Source organism: Pseudomonas sp. RC4D1, assembly GCF_018390395.1.
In the GTDB taxonomy this organism is placed as follows: Bacteria; Pseudomonadota; Gammaproteobacteria; order Pseudomonadales; family Pseudomonadaceae; genus Aquipseudomonas; species Aquipseudomonas danubii.
Window position 1 is genome coordinate 607,356 of record NZ_JAHBAW010000003.1, and the last position, 16,678, is coordinate 624,033.

Annotated in this window: 21 protein-coding genes and 1 pseudogene; 8 read left to right on the forward strand and 14 right to left on the reverse strand. The window is 65.3% G+C overall.

Annotation, left to right across the window (positions count from 1 at the left end; translation table 11 throughout):
* Positions 1-83: 83 nt before the first annotated feature.
* On the reverse strand, positions 84-1,115 hold the full coding sequence (locus KHO49_RS27775) for an AraC family transcriptional regulator (RefSeq protein ID WP_170004227.1): 1,032 nt from the start codon (positions 1,113-1,115) through the stop codon (positions 84-86).
* 111 nt (positions 1,116-1,226) lie between these two features.
* Here KHO49_RS27775 and KHO49_RS27780 point away from each other — a divergent pair.
* Positions 1,227-1,565 (forward strand): annotated as a pseudogene (locus tag KHO49_RS27780) (TRAP transporter large permease subunit); the annotation flags it as partial.
* 173 nt (positions 1,566-1,738) lie between these two features.
* On the opposite strand, the gene KHO49_RS27785 reads toward KHO49_RS27780, so the two are convergent.
* The 5 genes from KHO49_RS27785 to KHO49_RS27805 form a co-directional block, all read right to left on the reverse strand.
* On the reverse strand, positions 1,739-2,356 hold the full coding sequence (locus KHO49_RS27785) for a DNA-3-methyladenine glycosylase family protein (protein WP_213666223.1): 618 nt from the start codon (positions 2,354-2,356) through the stop codon (positions 1,739-1,741).
* A gap of 117 nt (positions 2,357-2,473) precedes the next feature.
* A complete protein-coding gene (locus KHO49_RS27790) occupies positions 2,474-3,376 on the reverse strand; it encodes an alpha/beta hydrolase (RefSeq protein ID WP_213666224.1) in 903 nt (300 codons plus the stop codon).
* A gap of 32 nt (positions 3,377-3,408) precedes the next feature.
* Entirely contained in the window at positions 3,409-5,649 is a 2,241-nt protein-coding gene (locus KHO49_RS27795) for a TonB-dependent siderophore receptor (RefSeq protein ID WP_213666225.1), read from the reverse strand.
* 103 nt (positions 5,650-5,752) lie between these two features.
* Positions 5,753-7,090, reverse strand: coding sequence for a HAMP domain-containing sensor histidine kinase (locus KHO49_RS27800; RefSeq protein ID WP_213666226.1), 1,338 nt, complete (start codon positions 7,088-7,090; stop codon positions 5,753-5,755).
* Positions 7,090-7,782, reverse strand: a complete 693-nt coding sequence (locus KHO49_RS27805) for a response regulator transcription factor (RefSeq protein WP_110596999.1) — start codon at positions 7,780-7,782, stop codon at positions 7,090-7,092. Before KHO49_RS27805 ends, KHO49_RS27800 begins: the two co-directional genes overlap by 1 nt.
* A gap of 183 nt (positions 7,783-7,965) precedes the next feature.
* Between KHO49_RS27805 and KHO49_RS27810 the strand changes: the two genes are divergently transcribed.
* Positions 7,966-8,661, forward strand: a complete 696-nt coding sequence (locus tag KHO49_RS27810) for a helix-turn-helix transcriptional regulator (RefSeq protein WP_213666227.1) — start codon at positions 7,966-7,968, stop codon at positions 8,659-8,661.
* A 5-nt stretch (positions 8,662-8,666) separates the two neighbouring features.
* On the forward strand, positions 8,667-9,452 hold the full coding sequence (locus KHO49_RS27815) for a PhzF family phenazine biosynthesis protein (RefSeq protein WP_213666506.1): 786 nt from the start codon (positions 8,667-8,669) through the stop codon (positions 9,450-9,452).
* A gap of 83 nt (positions 9,453-9,535) precedes the next feature.
* On the opposite strand, the gene KHO49_RS27820 is transcribed toward KHO49_RS27815, so the two are convergent.
* Complete coding sequence (locus KHO49_RS27820) at positions 9,536-9,964, reverse strand: N-acetyltransferase (protein ID WP_349628997.1); 429 nt, start codon at positions 9,962-9,964, stop codon at positions 9,536-9,538.
* 89 nt (positions 9,965-10,053) lie between these two features.
* On the opposite strand from KHO49_RS27820, the gene KHO49_RS27825 reads away from it, so the two are divergent.
* The 4 genes from KHO49_RS27825 to KHO49_RS27840 all read left to right on the forward strand — a co-directional run bounded on the left by KHO49_RS27825 (position 10,054) and on the right by KHO49_RS27840 (position 12,060).
* On the forward strand, positions 10,054-10,347 hold the full coding sequence (locus tag KHO49_RS27825) for a hypothetical protein (protein ID WP_110653538.1): 294 nt from the start codon (positions 10,054-10,056) through the stop codon (positions 10,345-10,347).
* 39 nt (positions 10,348-10,386) lie between these two features.
* Positions 10,387-10,737 (forward strand): hypothetical protein, encoded by a 351-nt coding sequence (locus KHO49_RS27830; RefSeq protein WP_102879710.1) that lies wholly within the window; start codon positions 10,387-10,389, stop codon positions 10,735-10,737.
* 107 nt (positions 10,738-10,844) lie between these two features.
* The gene (locus KHO49_RS27835; protein ID WP_213666228.1) at positions 10,845-11,456 is read left to right on the forward strand and encodes a hypothetical protein; all 612 of its coding nucleotides are present in this window, start codon (positions 10,845-10,847) and stop codon (positions 11,454-11,456) included.
* 16 nt (positions 11,457-11,472) lie between these two features.
* Positions 11,473-12,060, forward strand: coding sequence for a hypothetical protein (locus KHO49_RS27840; protein ID WP_110597002.1), 588 nt, complete (start codon positions 11,473-11,475; stop codon positions 12,058-12,060).
* A gap of 85 nt (positions 12,061-12,145) precedes the next feature.
* On the opposite strand, the gene KHO49_RS27845 is transcribed toward KHO49_RS27840, so the two are convergent.
* Positions 12,146-12,700, reverse strand: a complete 555-nt coding sequence (locus KHO49_RS27845; RefSeq protein WP_213666229.1) for a UPF0149 family protein — start codon at positions 12,698-12,700, stop codon at positions 12,146-12,148.
* Positions 12,701-12,785: 85 nt separating this feature from the next.
* Entirely contained in the window at positions 12,786-13,187 is a 402-nt protein-coding gene (locus tag KHO49_RS27850) for a hypothetical protein (protein WP_123393887.1), read from the reverse strand.
* Between the two features lie 115 nt (positions 13,188-13,302).
* Between KHO49_RS27850 and KHO49_RS27855 the strand changes: the two genes are divergently transcribed.
* Positions 13,303-13,515, forward strand: a complete 213-nt coding sequence (locus KHO49_RS27855; RefSeq protein ID WP_213666230.1) for a hypothetical protein — start codon at positions 13,303-13,305, stop codon at positions 13,513-13,515.
* Here KHO49_RS27855 and KHO49_RS27860 read toward each other — a convergent pair.
* From KHO49_RS27860 to KHO49_RS27880, 5 genes are all read right to left on the reverse strand, one after another.
* Complete coding sequence (locus KHO49_RS27860) at positions 13,512-13,826, reverse strand: type II toxin-antitoxin system RelE/ParE family toxin (protein WP_102879704.1); 315 nt, start codon at positions 13,824-13,826, stop codon at positions 13,512-13,514. The genes KHO49_RS27855 and KHO49_RS27860 overlap by 4 nt on opposite strands.
* Entirely contained in the window at positions 13,823-14,104 is a 282-nt protein-coding gene (locus KHO49_RS27865; protein WP_102879703.1) for a ribbon-helix-helix domain-containing protein, read from the reverse strand. The genes KHO49_RS27860 and KHO49_RS27865 overlap by 4 nt, the downstream gene beginning before the upstream one ends.
* 108 nt (positions 14,105-14,212) lie before the next feature.
* Positions 14,213-14,833, reverse strand: coding sequence for a LysE family translocator (locus KHO49_RS27870; RefSeq protein WP_110653541.1), 621 nt, complete (start codon positions 14,831-14,833; stop codon positions 14,213-14,215).
* Between the two features lie 240 nt (positions 14,834-15,073).
* Positions 15,074-15,661 carry an AidA/PixA family protein gene (locus KHO49_RS27875; RefSeq protein WP_102879701.1) on the reverse strand — a complete coding sequence of 196 codons (588 nt, stop codon included), beginning with the start codon at positions 15,659-15,661 and terminating at the stop codon, positions 15,074-15,076.
* Between the two features lie 251 nt (positions 15,662-15,912).
* Entirely contained in the window at positions 15,913-16,527 is a 615-nt protein-coding gene (locus tag KHO49_RS27880; RefSeq protein ID WP_213666231.1) for an alpha/beta fold hydrolase, read from the reverse strand.
* Positions 16,528-16,678: the final 151 nt, after the last annotated feature.

Below are 16,678 nucleotides of genomic sequence, written 5' to 3' on the forward strand. Positions count from 1 at the left end.
AGCGGGACCTTCCGGGTGGATCATTCTTGGCCGGATAGGTCCCTGAGAGAATGTTGGCAACGGTCAATAGGGGATATTTAGCGTCAATCTTCAGCGCAGTCCGAGAGCGGTCCGAGCTGGCCGGCCAACTGCCGGAAGCGCCCGGGAGCGACACCGCTCCAGCGTTGGAAGGCATGGCGGAAACTTGCGGTTTCCTTGAAGCCCAGGGCTTCGGCGATGCGGTAGATGGGCAGGCTGTGCTGGCCCAGCAACTGTTGCGCCCGGGCATAGCGCAGCTCATCGAGCAACTGCTGATAGCTGGTGTCCTGGGCCCGCAGGCGTCGGCGCAGGGTGCTGGGGGAACAGTGCACCTGGCGCGCCAGGCTGTCGAAGTCCGGCACCGCGTGCAGCTGTTCATTGAGGATGCGTCGCACCTGATCGATCCAGGTCGGCCGGGCACTGAGCTCTTCGTTGAGGCGGATGCAGCGTTGCAGCATGTCGTTCTGGGTGACCAGGTCCGCCAGGGGCAGGCGCCGGTCCAGCCATTCCAGGTCGAAGCCGATGGCATTGCGCCCGGCGTTGAACTGCACCGGGCAGTTGAAGGCCTGCTCGTAGCTGTCCAGGTAGGGTTGCGGGCCGTGCATCAGTTGCACCTGGCGCAAGGGCAGGGAGCAGCCCAGCAGGTCCTGGCAGGTGACCCGGTAGGACGACATGCAGAAGTCGGTGTTGAACACCTCAAGCTCGGTCTCGCTGTACTGGTCGGCGGTGAGCCAGGCCAGGCCGTCGCGGACCTCCAGGTCGAGGCGGAAGAAGGTGCCCAGCAGCAAGGGGTAGCGCAGCGCCAGGGACCAGCCTTCGCGCAGGGTGGCGCTGGTCAGCAGGGTCAGGCCGAACATGCCGTAGGCGCTGATATGCAGGTTGCGCCCCAGCACCAGCCCCAGGTCCTGGCGAAATTTCACGGCGTTGCTGAACACCCGCATTTCCTGGCTGATGTTGATCAGGCTGTTGGGCAGGTCCAGGTCGGCCAGCTGGATGCCACTGCCTTCGAGCAGCACCTCGGGCGATACATCGCTGTCGCGAAAGGCGTCCAGCACCGCTTGAGTGGTGTGCAGGGTAGTCAGGCGAAGAGCGGCCATCGGCGATCTCAGATTGATAGCGGGAGGCGTGACTTTAGGGGTTACGCGCGCGCGGTTCAATTGCCCACTTGCCGGCGCTGGCGCGCTGGCGAAGGCGTCGGCCTGGCCCACGCCAACGCCTGCGTCGGCCATATCCGCGGCAGCCTGGCGTTTGCCGCGGTACTGGCCTGCATGCTGTTCGCCGCGTTGTCCGGTTCGTCGCCGGCCACGGTGGCGACGGTGGGCTCGATTGCCGTGGCGGGCATGGTGCGCTCCGGCTACCCCAAGGAATTCGGCGCCGGGATCAACTGCAACGCCGGGACCCTGGGCATCCTGATTCCGCGGTCGATCGTCATGGTGGTTTACTCGGCCTTCGTCGCGCTGTTCGTGTACCGCGACATGGCGCTGCGCGACTGCGCCAAGGTGCTGCTGGAGTCGGGCCGACTGTCGATCCTGCTGATGATCCTGATCCTGGTGACCTACGTCCCGCGGATCTCCCTGGCCTTGCCCAACTGGCTGCACTGGCTGCGCTGGCTGTCTGTAGCCGCTGCCGCAGGCTGCGAACGACTGCGAAGCAGGCGCCGCTCTTGAGGTCCCTGAAGCCCCTTCGGGGCTTTTCGCAGCCTGCGGCAGCGGCTACAGGGTTACGGTTGGCCGGGCGGTACGCGCCACAGGTACCAGGCGGCGGTGGTGCGCCAGGGGCTCCAGGCCTGGCCGATCTGGCGCAGCTGGCGGGGGCTGTGCGGTTGCTCCAGGCCCTTGAGGCGGCGGTAGCCTTCGCGTACGCCAAAGTCGTCCACCGGCAAGATGTCCTCGCGCTCAAGGCTGTAGATCAACAGCATCTCCACGGTCCAGCGGCCGATCCCGGGCAGTTGGGTCAGGCGCTCTATCAGCTGTTCGTCATCCAGGCCGCGGGCGCTGGCGGCATCGGGGACGCGGCCGTCGAGGGTGGCCTGGGCGATGCCGTGCAGGGTCGCCACCTTGCGTGCGGAGAAGCCGCAGCCGCGCAGGCGCTCCAGGCTGGCATCGGCCAGTTGCCGGGGCGTGGGGAAGGCTTGCCCGGGAAACAAGGCGCGCAGGCGGCCGAGTATCGCGTCGCCGGCGCGGGCATGCAGTTGCTGGTAGGCCACCGCGCGCACCAGCGCCTGATAAGGCTCGCGCTCCGGGCGGGGCTGGTGCAGGCAGGGGCCGACGGCGGCGATCAGTGCGGCCCAGTCGGCATCCAGTGCGGCAAGAAAACGAGTGGCGGGGCAGGTGGGCATTGGCGATCCGGAACACGTGGCGGGGCGAGCAGCAGATTAGCCCGCCGCCCCAAGGCTTGCACCCCGTCTCTTGCGCTGGAACTCGCTGCCCGGGCCTTGCACCCGGGCGCAGGGTTTTCAGTCCTTGGCCGCCGGCAGGTAGAGCCGCTCCAGCACGTAGCGCAGGGACGCCGCCAGAGTCTGGCCATGGCTGAGTTTTTCGAAGCTGTGGTAGTCCAGGGCCAGCCCCGGCACCTGAGCCAGTTGCGCCTGCAATTGGCGGGCGCGCTGGTCGGCCTCGGGCCCCGGTGGCTGACGCGGGTTGCCCGGTTCGGCGCCGCCACGCATCAGCAACAGTTGTGCACGCTGGCCCTGCAGGCGTCCGGCCAGGCCCTGGGCCTGGGTCAGGACCAGGCCGTCGCCCCACCACAGCGAAGGACTTGCGGCGGCGTAGTGGCGAAACTCCTGGGGCCGGGCGAACAGCGCTTGCAGCACCAGTAAGCCGCCGTAGGAATGGCCCCACAGGGTCTGCTGCGCCGGGTCGATCGGCGCCTGCGCCGCCACGGCCGGGCGCATGCGTTCTCGCAACAACTGCAGGAAGGCCTCGGCGCCGCCGCTGGGTTGCCCGGTCAGCGGGTCTTGCTGTGCTTCAAGGCCCGGTTGCTGCGGGGTGTAGTCATAGGTGCGGGCGTTGCGTTCGATGCGCAGCGGGGTCTGGTAACCCACCGCCACCAGCAGCGGCGCCGGGCCTTGGTCCAGACGCTTGAGCTGCTCGGGGTCCAGAGCGCCGATGGCGGCATTGCCATCGAGCATCCACAGCACCGGATAACCCTGTGGCGGCGGTGCCTGCAGCGGCTGGCCGATCCACAGCTGGTAGTGGCGCTGGCCGTCGGCGGAATCCAGTTGCAGGCTGCTGAAGCGGTAGGGCAGGTCCTGGCGCTGTAGCAGGCTGCGGTCCATGGGCTGGTCCGGGGCGGGGGCGGCCAGGGCCGTTCCCGCAAGGCCCCAGGCCAGGGCCAGGGGCAGAACAAAACGTCTCATCAGGCGTTCTCGGCGGGGGCTGGGCGATGGCATCAGAACGATGCGCTCAGGCTGGTGTACAGGGTGCGCCCGGGTTCGTTGTAGGTGGCGGCGCCGGCCCCGGCGATATTGTTCACGCCCTGGGCATTGCCTTCACGGAACAGGCGTTTGTCGAACAGGTTGTCGACCCCGGCGGTGATGCTCAGGTGACGGGTCAGGGCGTAGGTGCCGCTGACCCCGGCAATGGCGTAGGGCGCCAGTTGCTGGGTAGCGCTGCCGGTGACTCGGTCGCCGTGGTAGTCGTACTTCTTCGGCGTCTGCTGGCCGTACCAGGCCACGCTTGCCTGCAACGACAGGTCCTGGGTGGCCTGCCAGTCGAGCATCGAGTTGAGGGTGTAGCGCGGGGTCACCGAGAGGTAGTCGCCGGTTTGCTTGTTCTTCGATTGCAGCATGTAGGTGAAGTTGTTGTTCCAGGTCAGCTGGCTGGCCAAAGGAATGGTCAGGGTGCCTTCCATGCCTTCCACCAGGGCCTTGGGCACGTTCTCCCACTGGTAGATCGCCGCGTTGCGGTAAGCGCCGCTGCCGCCGCTGGCTCGGCTCACTGGCGCCAGGCCGGATTCCACCTTGTTCTTGTAGTCGTTGCGGAAGTAGGTCAGGCCGGCGACCCAGCCGTCGGCCTTGTACTCCAGGCCCAGTTCCTTGTTGACGCTGGTTTCTGCTTTGAGCTTGTCGTTGCCCTGCAGGTAGCAGCTGGTGCTCTGGCCATAGCAGCCCTGGCCGCGGCTGTAGAGCAGGTAGTCGGCGTTGAGCTGGTACAGGTTCGGCGCCTTGTAGGCCCGGGCGATGCCGGCCTTGAGGGTCAGGGTGTCGCTCAGGGCATGGGACAGGTTGAGGGACGGGCTCCAGTTGTCGCCCACGATGTTGTGGTGGTCGAAGCGCAGGCCCGGGGTGAGCATGGTGCCCGGGCGCAGTTCGATGTTGTCTTCGGCGAACAGCGAGAAGATCTGCGCGCTGGACTGGGTGCTGCGGTTGCTTGAGCTCAGGCCGCCCACGGCGCCGCCTTCGCTGGTGCTCTGGGTGTTGGCGCTGGGGTCGTCGAGCTTCTGCTGGGACCATTCGCTGCCCAGGGTCAGGGTCTGCTCGAAACCGGCGTGCAGCGGCAGGTTGACTTCGCCATGGGCGGTCAGGTCGCGCAGCACTGCGGTGTAGAACTCGCTGTTGCTGAAGATGCCCTCGGTGCCGCCGGCCAGGCCTTCGTTGATCCGCGTGTTGCGGGTCTTCTCGTATTGCAGGTAGGCCATGGAGCTGCCGAAGTCCCAATCGCCGCGATGGGTCAGGGCGTAGGTTTCGCGGTAGCTGCGGTTGGTCTCGTGGCCCAGCAGGTTCTGCACATTCTTGTTGCTGTTGGTGTTCTGGGTATCGCCGGTGTAGATATTGCCCTGGCGGCTGAAGCCGGCTTCGAAGTCCAGGGTCTGGTCCGGAGTCATGCGCCAGCTCAACAGGCCGTTGAGGTCCTTGTTGCGTACGCCTTCGCGGCCAGCGGGAAGGGTGCCGATCTGGTTGCCGGTGCGCAGGGATTCATGGCCAGCGTTGATATCGGCGTCGTCGGAGTCGGTCTTGGCCACGTTGCCGTAGACCCGGTAGCTCAAGGTGTCGGTGAGCGGGCCGTTGAGGCCGAAGCTGGCGCGCTGGGTGGCGCCTTCGTCCTTGTGGGTCGGGAACGAGCTGTAGAGCGTGGCGTTGCCGTGGGTCTGGCTGCCGGCCTGCTTGGTGATGATGTTGATCACCCCGCCAGCGGCACCGTTGCCGTAGCGGGCCGCCGCCGGGCCGCGGATCACTTCGATGCGTTCGACCTGATCGGCCGGCACCCAGTTAGTGTCGCCGCGGCTGTCGCGCTCGCCGCGCCAGCCGTAGCGCACCGAGTTGCGGCTGCCCACCGGCTTGCCGTCCACCAGGATCAGGGTGTTTTCCGGGCCCATGCCGCGGATGTCGATCTGCCGGTTGTTGCCGCGCTGGCCGCTGGTGGAGTTACCGGTGAGGTTGACCCCAGGCATGGTGCGGATGATCTGCGACAGGTCGTTGGCCGGCGGGCGCTTCTGGATGTCCTCGGCGGTGATCACCGAGACCCCCGGTGCCTGCTTGGTTTCTTCCTTGGCGGTGGCGATGACGCTCTGGGGTTCCAGCTCCAGGACCGGCGGGGTCGAGCCTGCATTGGCGGCCTGCACCGCGTGGCTGAGCAGGCAGCAGCCGGACAGCAGGAAGGGGGCGAAAGGACGCAGCGAGCGCATGGACATCGGTGATCTCCGGACAGAGGCAGAAACAGAAGATCACGAATGATAATGACTGCTATTTGCGAGTAAAGCGCATTAACTTTCTAAACACTTCCAGGTCGTGGGTCTAGGCGGCAGGCAGCAGCAGGTGCATGCACAACCCGGGGTGACTGTTGCTGGCCCAGATCCGCCCCTGGTGCAGTTCCACGGCGCGCCGGGCGATGGCCAGGCCCAGGCCGAAACCGTCGCCCTGGGCCGAGTCCAGGCGCTGGTAGGGCTGGAAGATCCGTTGCAGGTCCTGCTCGGCCACGCCCGGTCCCTGGTCTTCCAGGCACAGGTGCCAATAGGCACCTTCGCGCCAGCCGCGCAGGCTCACCCGGCCGTCGGCGGGTGAGTGGCGGATGGCATTGCGCAGCAGGTTTTCCAGGGCCTGGGCGATGCTGTCCAGGTGCACCTGGACCCGGCACTCGGTGTCCAGCAGGCAGGGCAGGCGCTCGGCGTCCCAGGCGCTTTCAAAGCAGGCGTCCTCGCGCAGCGCTTCCCAGATCGACAGCACCTGCACCGCTTCGGTGGGCAGCTGCGGACGTTCGGTGTCGAGCCAGGCCAGGTCCAGGGTGTCTTCCAGCAGGCGCTGCATGTCGGCGATCTCGCGGTCCAGGCGCTGGCGCAACTGCTCCGGCGGCAAAGGGCTGTCGTGGGCGATGCGCAACCGCGCCAGGGGCGTACGCAGCTCATGGGACAAGGTGCGCAACAACAGGCGCTGCTGGGCCAGGCTCTGGCGCAGGCGCTCGGCCATGTGCTCGAAGGCCAGGGCCAGCTCCCCCAGTTCGTCGTGGCGGTTCACCAGGGGCGTGCCCAGCCCCTGGCTTTCCAGGTCGTCGGCGCGCAAGGCATCGGCGCGGTCGCGCAGGCGGTTCAGTGGCAGCACCAGATGGCGATAGAGCAACAGGCCGAGCAGGGCGGCGAGCAGGGTCGGCACCACGCCATGGCTGAAGAGGTGGGTCCAGGGCGTCAGGCCGCTGGGCAGCAGGCGCTCGGGCAGTTGCAGCACCAGCCGGCCTTGTTCCGGGTGCTCGGGGAACTCGATGCTGACGTAGGGCAACTCGTCCTGCAGGCGCCGACTCATGGGCCAGTCGAGCTTGCGCATGAAGGTCAGGTGGCTGGCGTCCTCGGCGCTCAGCGGCGTGCTGCCCAGGCGTTGCAGGCGTTCGCCGAGCACCGCGACCCAGGTGTCTTCCTCGGCCGCCAGGCGTTTTTCAAAGGCATCCACCGCCGCGGCGCCGCCCTGCTGCCAGGCGGCCTCGGCCTGCTGCGCATAGCGGGCCAGGTACTGGCGGTCGGCGGGGTCGAGAAAATAGGTGCTGCGCTCGGCCGACAGGCCCCAGGTCCAGATGATCCAGGTCAGCAGCAGGCAGAAGCCGATCTGCAGCCCGGCCAGTTTCCACAGCAGGGGATGACGGCGCATCAGTGACGTTGCGCCTCCACCAGGATGTAGCCGGCGCCGCGCACCGCCTGGATCTGCAGGTGCTGCACCCCAAGGTCGGCGAGTTTGCGCCGCAGGTTGCACACGTGCACATCCAGTCCGCGATCCAGGCGCGTATAGATGCGGTGCAGTACTTGCTGATAGAGAAAGGGCTTGCTCAGGGTTTCTCCGGGGTGCTCGCGCAGGGTCACCAGCAGCCGGTATTCCGAGCCGGTCAGGCCCGCGGCGCGGCCCTGGTGCAGCACATCCTGGGCCTGGTCGTCGAAGCTCAGGTCCGGGTCCTGGCGTGTGGCCTGCTGCTGTTGCACCCGGGCCATGCGCCGCAGCAGGGCGTCGGCGCGGGCGTCCAGTTCGGCCAGGCTGAAGGGCTTGGGCAGGTAGTCGTCGGCGCCCCGGGTGAAGCCGGTGATGCGGTCCTGCTCGGCCCCCAGGGCCGACATCAGCATCACCGGCGTGTCTTGTTCCTGGCGCAGGGTTTCCAGCAGGGCCAGGCCGTCCAGGCCCGGCAGCATGATGTCCAGCAGCACCAGATCGAAGCGGCCGGCGCGCACCGCTGCCAGGCCCTGGCGGCCGTCGGTGCAGGTGGTCACGGCAAAGCCGCGTTGGCGCAAATGCCGATCCAGATCGTCGCGCAGTCGGGCGTCGTCTTCCACGAGGAGCAGGTTGGGGGGCATGGGGGAGAGCACTTGAATGGAGGTCTCTAATGAGAATGTTTTACATTTGCGGATATTGCAGCAATGCCCCTGGCTGTGCAATTGCCACGATGGGTTGACAGGATTGAGTCGTTGATCGACTAAAAGTTGAATATTCAACAAGATGTTGATATTTTTCCCGGCCACTTTCCTTGGTAACCGCCCATGAACCCGCCTTGCGATGCCCTTCTTGCCGAGCGCCAACTGGTCCTGCAGGTGCTGCGCAGCACCTTGCAGATGCTTGCCAGCGTGGTTGGCCAGCATGTGGAAATCGTCCTGCATGACCTGGACCGCCCGGAATCGTCGATCGTCGCCATCGCCAACGGCCATGTCACCGGGCGCCGGGTCGGCGACCCGGTGCTGGGCGGGCCGCGCCAGGACCTGGGTTTTGCCGCGGTGCTGAGGGCCCTGCAAGACCGCTCGGCGAGCACCCCGCTGGTGCTGGAAAACTACCCGACCCTGGCCCCCGACGGCCGCGAGCTGCGCAGCTCCACGGTGATCTTTCGCGACCGCAGCGGGCAGCCCTTCGCCAGCCTGTGCAGCAACAGCGACCTGAGCGGCATCGCCGCCGCCCACGCCTGCCTGGGCCAGTTGCTGGGCCTGGGCAGCGCGCCTGCGCCGCGCCACGATGAAACCCGCGACATGGAGCAGTTGCTGGCCCAGATCATCCAGGGTGCCTGCCCGGCAAACGCGACGCGCCTGAGCAAGCAGCACAAGCTCGACGCCGTGCGCCAGATGCAGGAGCGCGGGGTGTTCATCGTCAAGGGCGGGATCGAAAAGGCCGCCGCGGCCCTGGGGGTGACCCGCTACACCATCTACAACTACCTGGAACAGATCCGCGCCGAAGGCGCCGAGGAATGACCGCGATGCAACTCGATATCTTTCAAGTGGATGCCTTTACCTCCCATGTCTTTGGTGGCAACCCGGCGGCGGTGTGCCCCCTGGAGGCCTGGTTGCCGGACGAGGTCCTGCAGCGCATCGCCCTGGAGAACAACCTGTCGGAAACCGCCTATTTCGTGCCCCGGGGCGAAGTCTTCGAGCTGCGCTGGTTCACCCCCACGGTGGAAGTCGACCTGTGCGGGCACGCCACCCTGGCGGCGGCCTGGGTGCTGTTCGAGCAGTTGGGCGAGCGCCGCGACGTACTGCGTTTTGCCACCCGCAGCGGCGAGTTGCGGGTGAGCCGCGAGGGCGGCCTGCTGTCCATGGATTTTCCCGCCAAGCAGCCCGAGGCCGTGGCGATTGCTCCGGCCCTGCTGCAAGCCCTGGGCTTGCCAGCGGCCGAGGCCCTGTATCGCACCGACGATTACCTGCTGGTGGTGGACGACGAACGCCTGGTGGAATCGCTCAAACCGGATTTCGCCGCACTGGCGGCCTTTGATGTGCGCGGCATTGCCGTGACGGCGCCGTCCCGGGAGTTCGATTTCGTCTCGCGCTGGTTCGGCCCGCGGGTCGGAGTCAATGAAGACCCGGTCACCGGTTCCGCCCATACCTCCCTGGCGCCTTACTGGGCCGCGCGCCTGGGCAAGCGTCAGTTGCGGGCGCAACAGGGCGGGGCGCGCAAGGGCCAGCTGGAGTGTCAGGTGCTGGACAACGGGCGGGTGATCATCAGTGGCCACGGCGCCTTGTACCTCAAGGGCAGCCTCTTCCTCTGAAGCAGCGGTGGCTTTAACGAGCCGGCCTGATACCCGCCGGCGGATTTGTCCGGGCACCGCCTGTGGGAGTAGAGTCGCGCCCTTCAGCCCGGCCAGGCCATGATCAGCTCGGCTTCTCCGGTATTGGGGTCAATGCAGTTGCCGATCACCTGGAATCCCTGCTGGCGGTAGAAGCCGATGCTTGGCAGGTTGGCGGCATACACCGCCAGTTCCAGGCGTGAGCGCCGCTCGCGGGCATCGGCCAGCAGCTGTTTGCCCACGCCCTGGCCCTGGTGCTGCACACTGACGAAAATCGCTGCCAGCTGATCCTCATGCAGGCAGTAGAAACCCAGGAGTTGGCCGTCGCGTTCGGCCACTCGGGTCTGGGCATGGGGAATGTAGAGGTTGCGCATGTCCTCGACTTTGGCGCGCCAGAAATCGGGGTCGACAAAGTGGTGGGCCTGGATCGAGGCGTCCAGCCAGAGCGCCAGCAACGCTTGCAGATCGCTGCTTTGAAAGTCCCTGATCAGCATGTTTGGGGGCCTGTCTGTTTGAAATGTGCGCCGCACGCTACCCAGGTGGCGGCGGTCTGTCCAATGGTTGAGAGTCAAGGAAGTATTCGATGCTGGAAAGCAACCGCACCATCACCCTCTCGGGGGAGCAGGCCCTGCAAGCCCTGGCGGAACTGGAGTTCGTGTTGATCTCGCTGCACAAGATGGGCGCCTACTACAGGGATAAACCCGTGGCCGACTACCAGCGCGCCACCACCGATTTCATCGATAACCAGCAGGTCACCCAGCGCCTGGCGCAGGTGCGCAGGATTCTCAGCGAGCCCTTCGACCGCACCCTGGGGGAGGACGACATGGACGACATCGAGCGTCATGTGCAGGGGCTCGAACTGTGGCGCCCCGAGTAACCGCGCTGTCATTACCTGTCGTTTTTCAAGGAACCTGTCATGTCCCGCATCAGCCTCGCCACGGCGACCCCCACCACCAGCCTGGCGCTGGTCAAGTTTCTCCATCAACGCCTGGGCCTGTCCCTGAGCGTTGCCCAGGGCTATCTGCGCCGTGGCGCCGAGGGTTTCTTCTACAGCGCCAAGCTGTTTCACAACGACCATGTAGAGCGCGAGCAGGAACTGCGCGACATCCTCGCCTTCTTCAACAACGCCCAGGTGCCGCTGCTGATTGTCGAAAGCGACCCCGATGAGGAGTGGAACGGGGTTGCGCCCGAACCGTTGCAGGACTGCGCGATGCCCCAGGAGCACTTGTTCAATCTGCTCCAGGCCTATGAAGAGGATTATCAATAAGGCCCGGGAGCGGGCCTGTAGCCCCCAACTGAATGCGAGGTTTTCCTAAAGTTCTGGGCCCTGGGGTCGAGACGTTGGTGCTGTCCGTTGATCAATAAGGATATTTCGTGTTCAAAACCCTCCTCAGGGCCGCCGCCCTTATCGCCACCCTGGCGCTGACCGGCTGTGTCTCCTATAGCGTCACCGGCCCGCTGGGCGCGCCGCTGCATCCCGCGCCCATCAGCAGCCCGCGCACTGCGCAAATTGCCGATGTGCAGGTCACCGCGCCCGGTATCGACGAAGCCACACGCACCGCCATCAGCCGTTCTCTCACAGCCCAGCTGACCCCCTACGTCAAGAGTGCCGGCTACTTCCGTCAGCTCAGCGAATTCCCCACCCGCCTGGGCGAGGAGGACGTAGTGCTGAAGTTCAACATGACCTCCCTCAAGGGCCACCGCGCGCCTCACCCGGGCTACCTGCCTGGAGCCTTGCTGACCCTGACCGTATGGATCTGGGTCAACGGGCCGATCTACGTCGATAGCTTCGACCTGGCCGGCGAGCTGTCGATCGTCGATCGCAACGGCCAGGAACTGGCCAGTGCCAAGGAGCAGCTCAAGTTCGAGCGCAACGTCGGCCTGTACGGCCGTGAGTACTGGGCCCCGACCCAGGGCGCCAAGCAAATGAATGAACTGGTTGCCAAATTGCTCGACAACGCCAGCGCCCGGTTGGCACAACGCTAAGATCAAGGAGAGACACATGTTGGTTTCCATCAAGCACGTCCTGGTGCTCGGCGCAGTGCTGCTGAGCGGCTGCGTGTCCTACTCGCAACACGAACTGACAGCCGTCGGCACCTGGCCTCCGGCGGCACAGACCACCGAGCAAAAGCCCAGCGCCTTTGTGCGCACCACCGCCATGTACCAGGTCAACGGCGGCCCGGCCAATGCCGCCGCCGGCGCTCCGGCGGCCGCCTGGGAAACCGTGGTGGCCGACGCCTACCGCCAGTCCGGACGCTTTGCCCGGGTCAGCACCGACAAGGTCGAATCGGACCTGTATGCCGAAGCCACCCTGTACAACAACGAACAGTTCAGCATGGCCTCGGCCATCATCACCGGCGCCACCTTCTTCGTGATTCCGTCCACGGCCAAGAACACCTTCACCCTGGAGACGGTGTTCAAGGACAAGGACGGCAAGGAGCTGGGGCGGATTCGCAAGAGCGAGTCGGTGCGCACCTGGATGCAGTTGCTGCTGATCGTCGCCATTCCTTTCCAGGCGGATACCCGCGACGTGGTCCAGCAACTGGCCCGCAGCACCCTGGATGAAGCGGTGCAGCGCAAATTGCTGTAAGCCTCGCGCCGCTGGCCGGGCGCAGACAAAAACGCCGCGGGCTCTGATCGGAGCCCGCGGCGTTTTTTTTCGGATGCGGTTTACTTCAGCGCTGCGCCGCCCAGTAGGCATGCAACTGCCGCGCGGCAGGTTCGATGGCCGCGATCTGCTGGCGATGCTGCTCCAGGTCCAGGTCGGCGGGCAGTTCGAAGTTGTCCTGTTCGGCGCAGTCGATGATCAACTGCAGCGCCTGGACCTGCGGCGCCGGCATCTCCGGCCAGTTGCCCACGGCCACCCCGCGCAGGTAGCCGAAGCACCATTCTTCGGCCAGCAGCAGGTCCTGGCCCTGGTGTTCGGTCTGTTCGAAGCGCGCCTTGAACGCTTGCGGAGCCTGGGTCAATTGCGCGGCCAGGGTGTTGATGTGACGCACGCACAGGTCGATGAACTGCCGGCATTGCTCCGGGGTTTCCCAGGCCGGGTTTTCGCCGCCCCAGATGCCCGGGAACCATTCGGCGATATCGACTTGAGCCGGGCCCGACACCAGCGCGGTGAAGTAACCGTCCAGCTCGCAAGGATTGAGCACCGAGTGGTCGTCGCCGTACTGGAGCAGGGTGTCTTCGATCAGCTCGAAGTCGGCGGCGTTCAGTGGGGTGTTTTGCATGAGGGGAGTCCTGGAAAAAGCAGCGGCAAGTTTCCAGTTTTGAGCCACAAGCCGCAAGCCTGCTGCTTGTAGCTGAAACTTGCCGTCAGGTATCGCGCAGCAAGTCCTGGGCATCGAGCAGGCGGTAGGCGATTTCCGGGCGGTTCTCCATGGCTCGGCGGATGGCGGCGGGAATCGACTGCCGGGTCTTGCGGCACAGGCCGGGGTGCTCGGCCAGGGCGATCGTGATACCGCGCATGCTGCGCACTTCGTTGTCGCTGGGGGTGATCTCCACACGGACCCCCAGTTGCTGGTAGATCCGTCGCTGCATGTGCTCCAGGTCCGCCAGGTCCTTGAGATTTTCCAGGCGTTCGAGCAGGCGCTTTTCCTCCTGGCGCGTCAGATTGAGGATGCGCAGGTCGGCTCCGGGGGTGTCCAGCAACTGCTCGCGCTCGCAGATGCAGGCGCCGGGCGGACAGGGTTGGCGAAGGGCGAGGCTGGTGTTCATGGGAAAACATCATAGCGAGCCGGACGCGGCGCGCAGAGAAAAATGTGCGCGAGGGCGCATCCGTTTCCTAGGCTCATTCGCAGGATTGTTGTCTCGGCGCTAAAGGGGCGAGCTGATGAGCATGGAGATCCTCGACATGGAGTCTATGCGGCACCTGCCGCTGGCCGCCCTCAGCGATGAATTGCAGTTATTGCCGCCTCTGCTGGCGGGCGAGCAGCGGGCCTTTCGGCAGCATCAGGCCGCCGTGGCCGGGGTTGAGTCACCGGATGCTGGATTGTCCTGGTCGGCCTGCCCCGCAAAGCCCTTGCGGTTGGCGTCATCTCTTTAGTTCTCCCAATCAACCAGAAGAGTGGTTTCGAAATCCTGGCCACCGTAAAAAAGGCCCAAGATGACAACCTTCCGGGTCTCGACGGCAAAGGCGATCACGACCCGCTTGCGATAGTGTGTGATACGCAGGCCGGGGCGTATGTCATCCCGCTGGTTTCCCCGTTGAGGAAAGGTCTGCAGCGTTTGGCAATGGCTCACGATGGCGTCGGTATAGCGCTGGGCAATGTTTGGCGAGGCTGCCGTGGCTATATAGCGATAGAGCGCGGTTAGCTGCTCCAGAGCTTCTGGAGCAAATTCGACGGTGTGCGTCATTCCAGTTTGTTGCGGGCGTTCTGGTGCTCTGCTGACAACCGAGCACGGACCTGATCGACACTGAGTGTGCGTGAAGCGTCCGCTTTCAAGGCATCGTAGGCGGTTGCCACTTGGCCGGTGAGCCAGCTTTCCATGGCTCGATCACGAGCCATCAATGCCCGCAGGCCATCGCGTATGACTTCACTTTCGCTGGCATATTCACCAGTAGCGACTTTGGCTTTCACCGCGTCGGCCATCTGGTTTGGCAGGGTGATGCTGAATTGCTGAGTGCTACGCATGGGGAGTTTCTCCAGCTGAGTAGGATTTAATCCTACCCTCGCGCCGAGCAAAATGCATAGAACCCCTCATGCATGGGCTGTACCCGTCCGACTGAAGGTTGTACTCCTCTAGCCGCGTCGCGCCATCAACAGTACCGACGCCGCCCCCGACAACAGCACTGCGCAGGCGCGATTGAACAGGCGCTTGCCCCGGGGTTCGGCGAACCAGCGGCGCAGGTGCAGGCCCATGTAGGCGTAGGCGCAGATGGCGATCCACTCCAGCCCCAGGAACAGTGCGCCCAGGGTCAGGAACTGCGGGCCCATCGGCTGCGCCGGATCGACGAATTGCGGCAGGAAGGCGGTGAAGATCAGGATCGCCTTGGGGTTGCCCGCGGCCACCAGGAATTCCTGGCGGGCCAGGGCCCACAGGCCGACGCGGGCCGGGTCATCGGCCACTTCATTGCCGGGGTTGGCACGCCACAGTTGCCAGGCCAGGTACAGCAGATACCCCGCGCCGAGGATCTTGATGGCATGGAACAACAGTTCCGACGTCTGCAGGACCACCGCCAGGCCGGCGGCGGCCAGGGCGATCATGGCGGCGAAGGCCAGCAGCCGGCCGCTGCCCGCCAGGCACGATTGGCGATAGCCATAACGGGTGGCGTTGCTCACGGACAACAGGTTGTTCGGGCCGGGGGCCATGTTCAGGGCGAAACAGGCGGGGATGAACAGGCTCAGGGTGGCGAGATCCATACAGTCTCCGGGACAAGGCAAGGGAACGGGCCCACGCCATCGGCGACCTCGGGGCTGGCCGGGAGGTTGTTGCGGCGGGGGGCGATAAAATACGGGCCGCGTCGGGCGGGAGGCAAGTGCCTGGTTCGCGGTGCATCAAGGCTTGGCCAAGGTTGAGCGGGGAGGAGAGGCAGTGACAGTGATCGGGCAGGGCGACGGCAAGCCCCTCTCCCGGTGCCGACAGGGAGAGGGGCAAGGCACTCAGTTGATATTGATGTAGGGGTCCCAGTCGCAATAACCCACCACCTGGTTGTCACTGTCGACAATCATGAAGGCCCAGGTATAGGTGATGCTGCCTTGGCGCACGGCGCGGCCTTCCCAATAGAAATTCTTGACGCTCTGGGCGATGGGCTGCGCGGATGGATTGCTTTGATTGATGATCGGCATGGGCGTGTGGTTCAAGACCACCGGGGTGATGTCTTGCACGTAATTGGGGTTCTGTTGCGTCACTACCGGCGACGTCTGGGTGTACTGATACAGCAGCACCGTGTGGTACAGCCCCTCGGACAGGCTGGTGCTGCGCCAGTGGATCAGGTCGCCCTCCTTGAGGTTGACCGACAGTTCATCCGTACCTTCGCCGACTGGGGCGTTGTTGCGTCTGGCAACCATGTAGATCGCCTGACTGGAGAGCCTTACCCCGCCGGTGGTGAAGTTGTAGAGGTGGCTGGGCTGCGTCGGGTCGCTTTTTTGCAGGTTGAATGTTTGGCCGCTGTCGAATTGTTTGCCCTGGCTATTGAGAATGGTGTCCACATCAATGGTGACCATGATGTCGATGATGTTGTCGTTCATGTCCAGCTCCCTGCTGTCGCGTTAGATGCCTGGAGTGCCCAGGCAAACAGGCAATCGAGTTTCCGGGCGCGGCCACTGAGCATCGGTACCCGGGCCCCGGTTTGCCGGGCTTCGAGCTTGATGCACTTCCGTGAAGTCGCGAGTGGAATCTAGATCCTCAAGACGCTTAGTCAAATGGCCCGCTGTAAAAAGAGCGAGCACAAGACGAGCGGTGCAAGGCCAGGGGCAGGCGTCCGCTTGGGCGCCTTCGATCAGGCTGCGCCCAGGTGCTGGTCGAGCCATTGCGCCGCCTGAGTGGCATGGCTCAGGCCCAGGTCGTGGTCGGCCCCGGGCACGATGCGCAAGAGGGCTTGTGGCAACAGTCGGGCCAGACGCTGACCCACCGCCACCGGGCTGATGGGATCGCAGTCGCCCCACAGCAGCAGTACCGGCATGGGCAATTCCCCCAGGCGCGGGCCGAGGTTGCTGTGATCGTCGACAAACCAGCGGGGCAGTTGCGGATAGGTCGCGGTGTAATCCTTGCGCCAGTTACTGGCGCCCAGGTCGGACATGTCGACGCCGCCGGAGGTGACGCTCAACACCAGATGGGTGATCAGCTGCGGTCGCGCCAGGGCCGCACGCACCGCAATGATGCCGCCCATGGACTGGGCCACCAGCGCGGTGGGCTGGTCGATGCGTTGCAGCACCAGGTCCACCAGATCGTCCATGCCCTGCACGTCCGCCCGGGCCGGGGTGTCGCCAAAACCCGGCCAGCCCAGGTGCACCTGGCGCGCCGGATGGCGCAGCTGTGCGGCCAGCGGTTGCCAGAATTGACGATTGCCCGAGGCGCCGGGCAGGAACAACAGTTGTTGGGGGGCTTGGGGCATGGCATCGCTCCGGGTCCATGGGCAGTGGATTGAACCCTCGCGCTGACGGCAGGGTCGCGCGCGGCGCTAGAAAGTACGGTGCTCGGGCTGCGCGAGCAAGCGCTGTATCAGGCGACCGCGGCTCGCCATGCCGCCGCCCCGGGATCGGCCG

What these genes read in the sequence shown, in the direction of transcription:
- KHO49_RS27775 (WP_170004227.1), bottom strand. Translation starts at nt 1,115, where the DNA reads ATGGCCGCTCTTCGCCTGACTACCCTGCACACCACTCAAGCGGTGCTG.
- KHO49_RS27785 (WP_213666223.1), bottom strand. Translation starts at nt 2,356, where the DNA reads ATGCCCACCTGCCCCGCCACTCGTTTTCTTGCCGCACTGGATGCCGAC.
- KHO49_RS27790 (WP_213666224.1), bottom strand. Translation starts at nt 3,376, where the DNA reads ATGAGACGTTTTGTTCTGCCCCTGGCCCTGGCCTGGGGCCTTGCGGGA.
- KHO49_RS27795 (WP_213666225.1), bottom strand. Translation starts at nt 5,649, where the DNA reads ATGTCCATGCGCTCGCTGCGTCCTTTCGCCCCCTTCCTGCTGTCCGGC.
- KHO49_RS27800 (WP_213666226.1), bottom strand. Translation starts at nt 7,090, where the DNA reads ATGCGCCGTCATCCCCTGCTGTGGAAACTGGCCGGGCTGCAGATCGGC.
- KHO49_RS27805 (WP_110596999.1), bottom strand. Translation starts at nt 7,782, where the DNA reads ATGCCCCCCAACCTGCTCCTCGTGGAAGACGACGCCCGACTGCGCGAC.
- KHO49_RS27810 (WP_213666227.1), top strand. Translation starts at nt 7,966, where the DNA reads ATGAACCCGCCTTGCGATGCCCTTCTTGCCGAGCGCCAACTGGTCCTG.
- KHO49_RS27815 (WP_213666506.1), top strand. Translation starts at nt 8,667, where the DNA reads ATGCAACTCGATATCTTTCAAGTGGATGCCTTTACCTCCCATGTCTTT.
- KHO49_RS27820 (WP_349628997.1), bottom strand. Translation starts at nt 9,964, where the DNA reads ATGCTGATCAGGGACTTTCAAAGCAGCGATCTGCAAGCGTTGCTGGCG.
- KHO49_RS27825 (WP_110653538.1), top strand. Translation starts at nt 10,054, where the DNA reads ATGCTGGAAAGCAACCGCACCATCACCCTCTCGGGGGAGCAGGCCCTG.
- KHO49_RS27830 (WP_102879710.1), top strand. Translation starts at nt 10,387, where the DNA reads ATGTCCCGCATCAGCCTCGCCACGGCGACCCCCACCACCAGCCTGGCG.
- KHO49_RS27840 (WP_110597002.1), top strand. Translation starts at nt 11,473, where the DNA reads ATGTTGGTTTCCATCAAGCACGTCCTGGTGCTCGGCGCAGTGCTGCTG.
- KHO49_RS27845 (WP_213666229.1), bottom strand. Translation starts at nt 12,700, where the DNA reads ATGCAAAACACCCCACTGAACGCCGCCGACTTCGAGCTGATCGAAGAC.
- KHO49_RS27850 (WP_123393887.1), bottom strand. Translation starts at nt 13,187, where the DNA reads ATGAACACCAGCCTCGCCCTTCGCCAACCCTGTCCGCCCGGCGCCTGC.
- KHO49_RS27855 (WP_213666230.1), top strand. Translation starts at nt 13,303, where the DNA reads ATGAGCATGGAGATCCTCGACATGGAGTCTATGCGGCACCTGCCGCTG.
- KHO49_RS27860 (WP_102879704.1), bottom strand. Translation starts at nt 13,826, where the DNA reads ATGACGCACACCGTCGAATTTGCTCCAGAAGCTCTGGAGCAGCTAACC.
- KHO49_RS27865 (WP_102879703.1), bottom strand. Translation starts at nt 14,104, where the DNA reads ATGCGTAGCACTCAGCAATTCAGCATCACCCTGCCAAACCAGATGGCC.
- KHO49_RS27870 (WP_110653541.1), bottom strand. Translation starts at nt 14,833, where the DNA reads ATGGATCTCGCCACCCTGAGCCTGTTCATCCCCGCCTGTTTCGCCCTG.
- KHO49_RS27875 (WP_102879701.1), bottom strand. Translation starts at nt 15,661, where the DNA reads ATGAACGACAACATCATCGACATCATGGTCACCATTGATGTGGACACC.
- KHO49_RS27880 (WP_213666231.1), bottom strand. Translation starts at nt 16,527, where the DNA reads ATGCCCCAAGCCCCCCAACAACTGTTGTTCCTGCCCGGCGCCTCGGGC.